At 70.4% G+C, this 12,545-nt stretch carries 11 protein-coding genes; 10 read left to right on the top strand and 1 reads right to left on the bottom strand.

Features of this window, described 5'->3' with window-relative positions; all coding sequences use genetic code 11:
• Positions 1–9: 9 nt before the first annotated feature.
• The 4 genes from thrB (at position 10) to ID574_RS20920 (ending at position 5,466) form a co-directional block, all read left to right on the top strand.
• The gene (gene thrB, locus ID574_RS20905) at positions 10–915 is read left to right on the top strand and encodes a homoserine kinase (RefSeq protein ID WP_188190607.1); all 906 of its coding nucleotides are present in this window, start codon (positions 10–12) and stop codon (positions 913–915) included.
• Positions 916–1,372: 457 nt separating this feature from the next.
• Positions 1,373–3,346, top strand: a complete 1,974-nt coding sequence (gene rho, locus ID574_RS20910; RefSeq protein ID WP_188190608.1) for a transcription termination factor Rho — start codon at positions 1,373–1,375, stop codon at positions 3,344–3,346.
• Between the two features lie 211 nt (positions 3,347–3,557).
• A complete protein-coding gene (locus tag ID574_RS20915; protein ID WP_223166914.1) occupies positions 3,558–4,820 on the top strand; it encodes a sensor histidine kinase in 1,263 nt (420 codons plus the stop codon).
• Between the two features lie 10 nt (positions 4,821–4,830).
• Entirely contained in the window at positions 4,831–5,466 is a 636-nt protein-coding gene (locus ID574_RS20920) for a response regulator (protein WP_188190609.1), read from the top strand.
• A gap of 346 nt (positions 5,467–5,812) precedes the next feature.
• On the opposite strand, the gene ID574_RS20925 is transcribed toward ID574_RS20920, so the two are convergent.
• Positions 5,813–6,859, bottom strand: a complete 1,047-nt coding sequence (locus ID574_RS20925; RefSeq protein WP_188190610.1) for a hypothetical protein — start codon at positions 6,857–6,859, stop codon at positions 5,813–5,815.
• A 196-nt stretch (positions 6,860–7,055) separates the two neighbouring features.
• Between ID574_RS20925 and rpmE the strand changes: the two genes are divergently transcribed.
• From rpmE to ID574_RS20955, 6 genes are all read left to right on the top strand, one after another.
• Positions 7,056–7,274: a 50S ribosomal protein L31 gene (rpmE, locus tag ID574_RS20930; protein WP_188190611.1), complete on the top strand. Its 219-nt coding sequence runs from the start codon at positions 7,056–7,058 to the stop codon at positions 7,272–7,274.
• Between the two features lie 90 nt (positions 7,275–7,364).
• Positions 7,365–8,417, top strand: coding sequence for a peptide chain release factor 1 (prfA, locus tag ID574_RS20935; RefSeq protein WP_188190612.1), 1,053 nt, complete (start codon positions 7,365–7,367; stop codon positions 8,415–8,417).
• On the top strand, positions 8,414–9,268 hold the full coding sequence (prmC, locus tag ID574_RS20940; protein WP_188190614.1) for a peptide chain release factor N(5)-glutamine methyltransferase: 855 nt from the start codon (positions 8,414–8,416) through the stop codon (positions 9,266–9,268). The genes prfA and prmC overlap by 4 nt, the downstream gene beginning before the upstream one ends.
• Positions 9,269–9,278: 10 nt before the next feature.
• Positions 9,279–9,926 carry an L-threonylcarbamoyladenylate synthase gene (locus ID574_RS20945; protein ID WP_188190615.1) on the top strand — a complete coding sequence of 216 codons (648 nt, stop codon included), beginning with the start codon at positions 9,279–9,281 and terminating at the stop codon, positions 9,924–9,926.
• Between the two features lie 108 nt (positions 9,927–10,034).
• Entirely contained in the window at positions 10,035–12,131 is a 2,097-nt protein-coding gene (locus ID574_RS20950; RefSeq protein WP_188190616.1) for a hypothetical protein, read from the top strand.
• Complete coding sequence (locus ID574_RS20955; protein WP_188190617.1) at positions 12,131–12,517, top strand: hypothetical protein; 387 nt, start codon at positions 12,131–12,133, stop codon at positions 12,515–12,517. Before ID574_RS20950 ends, ID574_RS20955 begins: the two co-directional genes overlap by 1 nt.
• The last annotated feature ends 28 nt before the right edge of the window (positions 12,518–12,545 follow it).

Below are 12,545 nucleotides of genomic sequence, written 5' to 3' on the forward strand. Positions count from 1 at the left end.
GAGGAATGATTGAGGACCGTTGACATCCGCGTGCCCGCCACGTCGGCCAACCTGGGGCCGGGGTTCGACGCGCTCGGGCTGGCGCTGAGCCTGCACGACGATGTCGAGGCCACGCTCACCGAAGAGCGCGGCGTGCATGTCACCGTGGAGGGCGAGGGCGCGGGGGAGGTCCCTCTCGGTGAGGGACACCTGGTCGTCAGGGCGATGCGCGAGACGTTCGGCCGTATGGGGGTCGCCCAGCCGGAGGGGATCCGTCTGCGCTGCCGCAACAGGATCCCGCACGCGCGCGGCCTGGGCTCTTCGTCGGCGGCCGTCTGCGCGGGCATCCTCGCCGCGCGGGCGCTCGCGGAGGCCGAATTCTCCGACGACGACGTGCTCGCCCTGGCCACCGAGATGGAGGGCCATCCCGACAACGTGGCGCCATGTCTGGCCGGTGGTTTGACCGTGGCGTGGTCCGACCACACCGGAGCGCCGCATATGGTGAAACTAGTCCCCGACCAGCGGGTCCGCCCGGTCGTCGTCGTTCCGTCGACGCGGCTGTCCACGGAGGCCGCACGGGGGCTGCTGCCGAAGGACGTGCCCCACAAGGACGCATCCTTCAACGCCGGCAGGGCCGCGTTGCTGATCGCCGCGTTGACCCAGCGGCCGGAGCGGGGGCTGCTGCTCGCCGCCACTGAAGATCGACTCCATCAGCATTACCGCGCGCCTGCGATGCCGGACAGCGTGGATCTGGTAGAACGTCTCCGTGCAGTGGGCGTGCCCGCAGTCGTTTCGGGAGCGGGTCCCACGGTTCTTGCGTTTTCGACATCGGATACGCAGGATTTGATCGCGCCAGAAGTGGGTAATGACTGGCACATCCAGCTAATGGACGTCGACCCGGTTGGTGCGAACGTTCAGTTCCCCGAGACACGCTGATGCCTCTTTAGACCTTCAGGGAATAGCCGTGTGCGCTGGTGATGTTAGGCTGATAGCCGCACCAGATGCCCCCTTGGTGGGTGCGTGCTTGTCAGCCATACATCGCTGCATCATGCTTCACGTCGCGAGGCGTGGGCAGCGCGGCTGTCTCCCCGGAATCGAATGCCTCCGGTTGGCCCACACCCGGTTGGCTCGAAACGAGGCGGCGACGACGGGGACCTGCGCGTTCGATTCAATTCGACATCTGGTTGGCGACAGCAATCTGGGGGGTGTCAGCCACGCGCCACGGCCCATTGGCGGCGTGGACGAGCCCCTCCCCAAGAGTGGCGGCCGTCTCCAGCGACAGCCGAAGATCGCAGAGTGCACCCCGACCCGGTCTGTCCCGCCGGATCGCAAGCACCTCCGGGACGCCCGGCATAACAAAACCGGCGCCCGACCCCTGGGAAGGACCTTTTAGTTGAGCGACACCACCGAACTCCTCTCCGACGCATCAGGCGCAGAGCCGGCGTCCGGCGACACCCCCACCCGCGCTCCGGCCAAGCCGCGTGCGCGTCGCTCCGGCACCGGCCTGTCCGCCAAGGTGCTGCCCGAGCTGCAGAAGATCGCGGCGGAGCTGGGCATCAGCGGGACCGGGCGCATGCGGAAGAGCCAGCTCATCGCGGCCATCCAGGAGAAGCAGGGTGGCGGTTCCGGAGAAGGCACGCAGGCTCCCGCGGCCGCCGCCGAGGCGCCCGCCGCCGCGGCGGAGGCGGCCCCGGCCGCCGAGCGGCCCACCCGGACGCGCAGGGAACGTTCCCGAGCCAAGACCGCCGAGGAGCCCGCCCCGCAGCAGCCCGCTGCCGAGGCCCCTGAGCCCGTGGCCGCGGCTCCCGAGCCCGTCGCCGCCCCGGCCGAGCCGGTCGTGGAGCAGCAGCCCCAGGCCGCCGACGCCGCGCAGGGCGAGGGACGCGCCGAGCGCGGCGAGAGCCGTCGCGAGCGTCGCAGCCGTGGCGAGCGCCGTGAGCGCGGCGAGCGCGGCGGCGACCGTTCGGGCAACGACCGCGGTGAGGGCGGCCGTGCTGAGAGCGGCCGCGCCGACCAGCGCGCCGCCGACGCGGGCGGTCGTGACCAGCAGCGTGACCAGCAGCGTGGCGACCAGCAGCGTGGCGAGCAGTCGCGCGGCGAACAGCCGCGCAGCGGCGGCGGCGACGACGAAGAGCGCGGCGGACGCGGTCGCAGGGGCCGCTTCAGGGAGCGCAACCGCGGCCGTGGCCGTGACCGCTTCGACAGCAGCGAGCCCGTCATCGGCGACGACGACGTGCTCATCCCGATCGCCGGCATCCTCGACATCCTCGACAACTACGCGTTCGTCAGGACGAGCGGCTACCTGCCGGGCAGCAACGACGTCTACGTCTCGCTCGCCCAGATCCGCCGCAACGGCCTGCGCAAGGGCGACGTCATCACCGGCGCCGTCAGGCAGCCCCGCGAGGGCGAGCGGCGCGAGAAGTTCAACGCCCTGGTCCGCCTCGACACCGTCAACGGCATGGACCCGGAGCAGGCCCGCAACCGGCCCGACTTCAACAAGCTGACGCCGCTCTACCCGCAGGAGCGCCTGCGCCTCGAGACCGAGCCGAACATCCTCACCACGCGGATCATCGACCTCGTCTCGCCGATCGGCAAGGGCCAGCGCGGCCTCATCGTCTCGCCGCCCAAGGCCGGTAAGACGATGGTGCTGCAGGCGATCGCCAACGCGATCACCCGCAACAACCCCGAGTGCCACCTGATGGTCGTGCTCGTGGACGAGCGGCCTGAAGAGGTCACCGACATGCAGCGGTCGGTCAAGGGCGAGGTCATCCACTCGACCTTCGACCGTCCCGCCGAAGACCACACCACGGTCGCCGAGCTCGCCATCGAGCGGGCCAAGCGCCTGGTGGAGCTGGGCCACGACGTGGTCGTCCTGCTCGACTCGATCACCCGCCTCGGCCGCGCCTACAACCTGGCGGCCCCGGCGTCCGGTCGCATCCTGTCGGGTGGTGTCGACTCCACGGCGCTCTACCCGCCCAAGCGGTTCTTCGGCGCCGCCCGCAACATCGAGAACGGCGGCTCGCTGACGATCCTCGCCACGGCCCTGGTCGAGACCGGGTCCAAGATGGACGAGGTCATCTTCGAGGAGTTCAAGGGCACCGGCAACATGGAGCTCAAGCTCAACCGGTCCCTGGCGGACAAGCGGATCTTCCCGGCGGTGGACGTCGACGCGTCCGGCACCCGTAAGGAAGAGATCCTCATGGCCAGGGAAGAGCTCCAGATCGTCTGGAAGCTGCGGCGCGTGCTGCACGCGCTGGACATGCAGCAGGCGCTTGAGCTGCTCCTGGAGAAGATGAAGGAGACCAAGTCCAACGCGGAGTTCCTCCTGCAGGTCCAGAAGACCACGGTGAGCAACGACCGCGACTAGCGGCTCCGTCCGAAAGGGGCGGCAGGGGTTACTTTTCCCCTGCCGCCCCTTTCGTCTGTTCCGGGGGCGTGGCGCCGGACCGCGCCGGATTGCCGCTGACGGAGGTGGGCGGCGTCGTGGCCGGGGGCGGCGGGAACGGTGGGGGTAGCCCTACCCTGCGACGGATGTTGGCCGCATTCACTCCGGTCGTCTCCGGCGGCACGCTTATGGCATGCGATCCGTGGCGTTGAAAGACCGCGTGCCGCTCGGGCCGAAGGGTCCGCTGGGTGTCCTGGTCGATCCGATGACCTGGCGTGCGGCACCGTACTTGCTGGTCAGCGTGGTGTTCGGGCTCGGCTGGTTCGTCGTGTTGTCGTTCGCGGTGCCGACCTCGGTCACGCTCACGATCGTCTGGGTCGGCGTGCCCCTGGCGATGGCGACCGTGCTGATGTGGCGCGGCGGGGCGATGCTGGAGCGCAGGATGCTCGGCGCGGCCCTGGGGATCAGGATCCAGGACCCGTACCGGAGCCGGCCCGAGCGCGGGGTGGGGGCGCACATCCACTGGCTCGTGACCGACCCGGCCACCTGGAAGGATCTGGGCTACCTGCTGATGTTGCTGCCGCTCGGCCTGGTCGAGGCGGCGCTGTCCGCGGCGTTGTGGGTGGCCACGGGCATGTCGTTGTTCGCGCCGCTCATCCTCGTGATCGAAGAGGCGACAGGGGGCCGCGAGTACGTCGTGGAGGATTGGACGGCCGCCTGGGTGTTCTCGGTCCTCGGCGTGGCGATGCTCGTGCTGACCGCGTACTGCGTGCGGGGCATGGCCTGGCTGCACGGGACGCTCGCGGTCGTGCTGCTCGGCGGCAGCGAGGAGGAGCGGTTGCGGGCCAGCCGCGCCCGCGGGATCGACGCGGCGGAGGCCGAACGACGCAGGATCGAGCGCGACCTGCACGACGGCGCCCAGCAGCGCCTGCTGTCCGTCGCGGTGGATCTCGGGCGGGCACAGGCCAAGCTCGACACCGAGCCCGAGGAGGCCCGGATGCTCATCGCCCAGGCCCACGCGGGCACCAAGGCCGCCATCGCCGAGCTGCGCAACCTGGCCAGGGGCATCCATCCGGCCATCCTGAGCGACCGCGGCCTGGACGCCGCGTTGTCGGGGCTGGCCGCGCGGGCGCCCATCCGCGTGGACGTCTCGGTTGACCTGCAGGAGCGGCCGCCGGCGGCGGTGGAGAGCATCGCGTACTTCATCGTCGCGGAGGCGCTGGCCAACATGGCCAAGCACTCGGCGGCGACGGAGGCGTCGGTGTCGGTGTTCAGGGACAAACGGGGTGTGATCGTCGACGTGTGGGACAACGGCGTCGGCGGCGCGGTCGTCACCCCCGGCGGCGGGCTGTCGGGACTGGCGGACCGGGCGGCCACCATCGACGGCGTGCTCGTTCTGCACAGCCCCATCGGCGGGCCCACCATCGTGCGTGCGGAGCTGCCCTGCGAGTGGTAGGCATGGGGCCATGCGCGTGGTCATCGCCGAGGATTCCGTACTGCTGCGCGAGGGGCTCGCCCGGCTCCTCGCCGACGGCGGGATCGAGACCGTGGCGGCCGTCTCCGACGGGTCCGCGCTGGAGGCCGCGGTGCTCGAGCACGACCCCGACCTGGCGATCGTCGACGTACGCATGCCGCCCACCCACACCGACGAGGGCCTGCGGGCGGCGCTGCGGCTCCGCGCGGCCCGCCCCGACTTCCCCATCCTGGTCCTGTCGCAGTACGTCGAGGAGCGCTACGCCGGCGACCTCATCGGCAAGGCCGTCGGCTACCTGCTGAAGGAGCGGGTGGCCGACGTGGCCGAGTTCCTGGAGGCGGTGCGGCAGGTGGCGGCGGGCGGCACGGTCATCGACCCCGAGGTCGTCGTGCAGCTGCTCAGCCGCCAGCGCCGCGGCGCCCCGCTCGACACGCTCTCCCCCCGGGAGCGCGAGGTCCTCGCCCTGATGGCCGAGGGCCGCTCCAACACCGCCATCGCCGCCCGCCTCGTCGTCACCGAAGGGGCGGTCGAGAAACACATTTCCGGCATCTTCGCCAAGCTGGCCCTCGGGCCGGCGCCCGAGGACCATCGGCGCGTGCTGGCCGTGCTGACCTACCTGGGACGTTAGCCGCCCGGCGCGCTGCGCGTGCCGCTTCGTCGCAGGTCAGCGTCGTGGCACGCCGACCCCGTGCTTGATCGGCGCCGCCGCGGCCTGTTCCACTCCTCCCGGCTCTCCTTCTCGGGCCACACGGGCGGGAGCCCTCTCTCGCCCTCAAGGACCGGGGCCGGAGTCACCCTCTCGCCTCAAGACCCCAGCCGGACCGCTTCCCCTCAAGGACCCCAGCGGGGCCCGTTCCCTCAAGGACCCCACCGGGGCCCCTTCCCCTCAAGGACCCCAGCCGGGCCTTTTTCCCCTGAAGGGGCCGCGCCGGAGTACGGCGAGGGCCGCTCGTGGTGGCGGCGGGGAGGCCGGGCTACTTGACGTCCACGAACTCCTGAGGCGACAGCGAGCTCCGCGTCTTGCTTGTGCCGGGCACCTTGACCCGGTAGTAGCCGTCCTTCTTGGCCTTGAACGTCTTGGAGTACTTGCCGGTCGAGGTCGACTTGGCGAAGCCCAAAAGCTTGTACGTCTTGGTGCCCTTGGCCTTGAAGTACACCTCGACGGTCTTGGCCTTGTACGCCTTCGAGCCCAGGTAGACCTTGCCGTACACCTTGAACGTCTTGCCCTTGGCGACCTTGTTCGGCGCCGCGATCGTGACCCTGGTCTTGGTCTTCTTGGACGCGCCGCCCTCGGGCGCCACGACGGTGAACGCCGCCACGCCCTTGAGCGTCTGGTCGCCCTTGTGGGCGTACACCTCGAGGGTCCAGTCGCCCGGGACGGTGTCGTCGGCGAAGTAGGTGGAGCCGCGGTAGTAGCCGTCCGACTCCTTGGCCAGCTCGCCGAGGTTGTAGAACTCGCCGCCGCCGTCGCTGACGAGTTTGGCCGACACCGAGGTCGCGTCCTTCACCGAAGCCTCGACCGAGACCTGGACGTCCTTGCCCTTGACGAGCCGGACCGGGTCGGGGCTGACCTTGGCGCCGTTGATGCCCTGCTTGCCGGAGACCTGGACCACGAACGGCGTGGTGCTCGCGCCCGTGTCGCGGGTGACCACGACGCTCAGCTTCCAGTCGCCGGCCGGGTCGTCCTTGCTGACCGTCCACTTGCCGGTGATCTTCTGCGTCGCGGCGGTGTCACCGGTCCTGAAGTCGAACGTCACCGTCTTGGCCGCCTTGCCCGGCGGCTCGATGCTGCCCGTGACGCTCGTGACCTTGGCCGGCTCCTTGAGGTTGAGCGTGACGGTCCCCTGGACGTCGCCCTCGAGCGGGATGGACGCGCTCGCGGAGGCCTCTCCCGTGAAGTCGTCCGCCATGGCCAGCGCCTGGGTGGAGGCGTATGCACCGGCGGCGGTCAGGCCGGTGCCTCCGAGGAGAACGGCGGCCCCCGTGGCGGTCGCTAGCAGCAACCGCACCCTTCTCTTCATCCGTGGTCCTTTTGGTAAGTGACGAATGGTGCAAGGGAGCCTAGTGTGGTGCAAGCCGGTCTGCCGTAAGATCACGGGAATGCCTGATGGCCTGGGATGGTTGGACGATCTGGCACACTGGTAGCTGACCATTTTGCGGTTCCGGTTCACGCCATGCGTGAAGGCGACCCGGCGGCCGCAGCCCGAAAGGACAGCGATGAAGCCCGACATCCACCCTGACTACGTCGTGACCCAGGTGACCTGCTCCTGCGGTAACACGTTCACCACCCGCAGCACCGCCAAGAACGGCGTGATCCACGCCGACGTGTGCTCTGCCTGCCACCCGTTCTACACCGGCAAGCAGAAGATCCTCGACACGGGCGGCCGGGTGGCGCGCTTCGAGAAGCGCTTCGGCAAGAAGGCCGCGGGCAAGTAGCTCCACTCACGCCGGCCCGGGCGCGCGCCTGCGTGCGCCGGGCCGGCGTTGTTGGTGTAACGGCCGAACCCAAGACTGTAAGGACCCACGGTGAACCTCGACGAGTTGCTCAAGGAGTATTCCGAGCTGGAGCTTCAGCTCGCCGATCCCGCCGTGCACGCCGACCAGAGCAAGGCCCGCGCCCTCGGCAGGCGCTACTCCCAGCTCACCCCGATCATCACCACCTACCGCGAGCTGGAGTCGGTCCGAGAGGACCTGACCGCCGCCAAGGAGCTGGCCGGCGAGGACGAGTCGTTCGCGGCCGAGGCCGCCGAGCTCGAAGAGCGCATCCCCCAGCTGGAGGAGCGGCTCAAGCACCTGCTCATCCCGCGCGATCCGAATGATGACAAGGACATCATCATGGAGATCAAGGCGGGCGAGGGCGGCGAGGAGTCCGCGCTGTTCGCCGGCGACCTGCTGCGGATGTATCTCCGCTACGCCGAGCGGCTCGGCTGGAAGACCGAGGTCATCGACGCGCAGCCGTCCGACCTGGGCGGATACAAGGACGTCACGGTCGGCATCAAGGCCAAGGGCGACGAGGGCGTGTGGTCCAGGCTCAAATACGAGGGCGGCGTGCACCGCGTGCAGCGGGTGCCCGTCACCGAGTCGCAGGGCCGCATCCACACCAGCGCCGCGGGCGTGCTCGTCTACCCGGAGGCCGAGGAGGTCGACGTCCAGATCGACCCCAACGACCTGCGCATCGACGTCTACCGCTCCAGCGGCCCCGGCGGCCAGAGCGTCAACACCACCGACTCCGCGGTCCGCATCACCCACCTGCCCACGGGCGTGGTCGTCTCCTGCCAGAACGAGAAGAGCCAGCTGCAGAACAAGGAGTCGGCGATGCGCATCCTGCGGGCCCGGCTGCTGGCGATGGCGCAGGAGCAGGCCGAGGCCGCCGCGCAGGCGGAGCGCAAGTCCCAGGTGCGCACGGTCGACAGGTCCGAGCGCGTCCGCACGTACAACTTCCCCGAAAACCGCATTTCCGACCACCGCGTCGGCTTCAAGGCGTACAACCTCGACCAGGTTCTCGACGGCGAGCTCAACGCCGTCACCCAGGCCCTCATCGACGCCGAGATGGCGGAGAAGCTCGCACAACACTCATGACATTTCTGCTGGACGAGATCGCCCTCGCCACCGCCAGGCTGGCCGAGGCAGGCGTGCCCTCACCGCGCACCGACGCGGAGGAGATCGCGGCGTTCGTCCACGGCGTGCGCAGAAGCGAGCTCCACACGGTCAAGGACGGCGACTTCGACGCGCTGTTCTGGGAGGGCATCGCCCGGCGCGAGGCCCGCGAGCCGCTGCAGCACATCACCGGGCACGCCTACTTCCGCTACCTGGAGCTGGCGGTCGGTCCCGGCGTGTTCGTGCCGCGGCCCGAGACCGAGGTCATGACCGGCTGGGCCATCGAGACGCTGCGTGAGATGGACGTGACCGCGCCGCTCGTGGTCGACCTCGGCACCGGCTCGGGCGCGATCGCGCTATCGATCGCCCAGGAGGTGGCGCTGGCCGAGGTCCACGCCGTGGAGGTGGACCCCGAGGCGTACACCTGGGCCAAGCGCAACATCTCCGAGCTCGGACAGGGCCGCACCCACCTTCACCCGGAAGACCTCGCCGAGGCGCTGCCCGAGCTCAACGGCAAGGTCGACCTGGTGATCTCCAACCCGCCCTACATCCCGCCGGGCGCCATCCCGCGCGACCCCGAGGTGCGCGACTACGACCCCGGGCGCGCGCTCTACGGCTCGGGCGACGACGGGCTCGGCGAGGTGCGGGCGGTCGAGCGCACGGCCCGCCGCCTGCTGCGTCCCGGCGGCTGGGTGGCCGTCGAGCACGCCGACGAGCAGGGCCGGGCCGTCTACCTCACGTTCCCCGAGGACAACGGCTGGCGCGACGTACGGCTGCGCCAGGACCTCACGAGAAGAGACCGCTTCGTCACGGCCAGGCTGGGCCAGGATTAGGATGCACGCCGTGAGCAGACGTTTTGACTGTTCGGACCCCGAGCAGCGCACCGTGGGCCTGATGGAGGCCGCCGCGGCCGTGCGCCGGGGCGAGCTCGTCGTGCTGCCGACCGACACCGTCTACGGCATCGGGGCGGACGCCTTCACACCGTCCGCGGTCACCGCGCTGCTGGACACCAAGGGGCGCGGCCGCGGCATGCCGCCGCCCGTGCTCGTCGGCACCGTCAGAGCCGCCACAGCGCTCATAGACGACATGGGACCGTACGGGCAGGACTTGATAGACGCCTTCTGGCCGGGGCCGCTCACGCTCGTCTGCAAGGCCAACAGGGCCCTTTCCTGGGACCTGGGGGACACCAAGGGCACGGTGGCGGTCCGCATGCCGCTCCATCCGGTCGCGCTCGATCTGCTCAAGGAGACCGGGCCCATGGCGGTCTCCAGCGCCAACCGCTCCGGCGCCCCGGCCGCCACCACGGTCGAGGAGGCCGAGGAGCAGCTCGGCGACACGGTCGAGGTCTACCTCGACGGCGGCAAGACCACCGACAACACGCCCTCCACGATCCTCGACCTGACCACGGCCGTGCCCAGGATGCTGCGGCGCGGCGCGATCCCGATCGAGAAGCTGCGCGGCATCATCGGCTACGTCGCCACGGACGACTGATCGGTTGACTCGCCGGCAGACGTATACCGTCTGCTTATCCCGGCTGCGTCGGCCCTCCGGCCAAGATTACGGTGAGGCCCGGAGCGGCGACACGTCCGGGAGTGGTTCATGGGCAAGTACGACGGTATGGATCCCAAGCTCGTCCGTGAGCTGCTGACCGACGTCAGGCACGCCGCCAAGGAGATGCGGGCGATCGAGGAACGGGTCAGGCTCGAGTTGACCCGGGCCGGGTTGTCCACCCATACCACCCACCGTCCCGCCCAGGTCGCCGACGCGATACAAGAGATGATCAGGGACGTGAACGTCCGGCTCGACGTGCTGGAGAAGAGGGTCGAGAGCCCCCGGGACGAGCCCAAGGAAACGCGCGGGGAACGGGAACGGCACGAGAACCCGCGCGCCGGCGACAAGACCGGCACCGACGAGGTTCCCCCGAAGAACGACGACGGCAAGAAGGGCGATGAGCCCAAAACCGGCCCCGATGGCAAGACCGAGCCGGACGGTAAAACCGACCCCGATGGCAAGACCGAGCCGGACGGCAAGACGGTCCCGGACGGTAAGACCGAGCCCGATGGCAAGACGGTCCCGGACGGCAAGACGGTCCCGGACGGCAAGACGGTCCCGGACGGCAAGACGGTCCCGGACGGTAAGCCCGATGCCGACGGGAAGACGTGCGATGACGACGACCGGGGCCGCGGCACCGGGACCGACGGGAGGGCCGGGGATCAGCCTGGCGACGAGCCCAAGGATGACGGCCTGGACAGCAGGCGCGATCGCGGGGCCGAGCCGGACAACAACGGGGGCGCGACCGACACGCCCGCCAAGGACCACCCCGACGACACCGACGCCACCAAGCCGCAGGTCGTGGAGGTCGACGGTGTCAAGGTCCTGCAGATCCCCCTCGACCCGCCGACGGCCGAGCAGGTGGAGGCCCTCCTCGAGAACACCGACAAGGTCCAGCCGGCGGAAATGCCCAAGATGCCCGCCGACACCACCACCGCCATCGCCTCGGAGGTCAACCCCTGGGCCAACGACGGCAGCGACGTCGTCTCCGCCGACACCACTCCGCCCAACCTGGACGCCCTGAAGACGGTCATCGAGGACCATCGGGACATCCCGCCGCAGGAGATGCCCGGAGTGCAGGTGCCTGCGGGCGAGTACGGCAAAGGGGAGTGGGCCGAACGCGTCATCCGCCCGGACGGCGACCCCGGCTCGATCACCCCGGGCAGCCCGACCACGGCCGCCGGCGGGCAGGCGACCCTCCCGCCCACGTCAACGGCCTCGGACGGCTATGGCCCGGCAGGTGTCACGCCGATCGACGACCCGTCCACCACTCCCAGAACGGACGACGCCTGCGACTCCGGCACGGACCGGACACCGGGTGGCACGGATCGCACCCCCGGCGACCCGACGCCGGACGGCAGGGGCACCACGCCCAGGGACGGAGACATGCCGCCGGGCGGCACGGGTTCGGCGCCCGGCGGCGCCGATCCGACACCGGGTGGCACGGGCCCGACGCCCGGCGGCACCGATCCGACACCGGGTGGCACAGGTCCGACCCCCGGCGGCGCAGATCCGAGACCGGGCGACACCCCGTCGGACCGCGGCGGTGTGACGGTTCCGCCCACGCCGCCCGCGGATGAGGCCGGCACCGGGGCGGGGGCCGCCACGCCGGAAAGCGACACCACACCCGGCGCATCCGGCACCGGCACGTCCGGCCAGCCCGGCACTTCGCCGGGGGACGCGCGGACCGGCGCGTACGGCGCGACGCCCGCCGGCACGTGTGACAGCCCGCAGCCTGAAGCCGGCATCGGCAGCCCCCAGGCCGATGCGCCCGGCACGGTCACGGCCGCAGACGACGACGGCAGCGCCGACCGGGGCGCCGGGGCCCGGCACGACGGCGCCGACCGAGGCGCCGAGGCCGGGCAGGACGGCGGAGTCCAGGGCGGTGGAGCGGGCGGTGGCAGGGCAGCAGCCGACGTGTGGGCGAACGACGGCAGTGACGTCGTGTCCGTGGACGTCGCACCACCCGACATGGACGCGATCCGGTCGCTGATCGAGAACCACCGCGAGATCCAGCCCCAGGAGATGCCATCCGTACAGGTCCCGCCCGGCGAGTACGGCAAGGGCGCATGGGTGCCCGAGGACATCCAGCCGGACGGCCCACCCGGTGCGATCGATCCCGATACGCCGGAAAGGAGTGCCTGATGTACGCCGACCCCGACCCCCCGAAACCACGGCCCACCAAGGACACCATCGCCGAAGAGCGCCCGGACGGCCACTCCGCCGGTCCCTTGGATGACATGCCGACGTCCTACAGGTTCAATCCCGAGTACGGAGAGCTCATCGATGCGTGGGACGCCGTCAAGCCCCAGCTGGACAGGCTCAGAACGGTCCTCGACAAGGCCTACGGAATGGCCGTGAGCCCTCAGACGTGGGACGCCCCCGTGGGGGAGCGTTACGTCCAGGACATCCGCGAATGGCGCAACAGGTTGATCGCCTACCGCCACTCCGTGTTGACCACGATCAGCGACGCGGCGGCCGACACCCCACGCTGGATCCGCATCCCGGCCGGGTCGTTGCGCGCCCAGTAGGGCGGGGCCCGGCCCTGGGAGAACCGGA

It is taken from the genome of Nonomuraea sp. SYSU D8015 (assembly GCF_008065375.1).
GTDB lineage: Bacteria > Actinomycetota > Actinomycetes > Streptosporangiales > Streptosporangiaceae > Nonomuraea.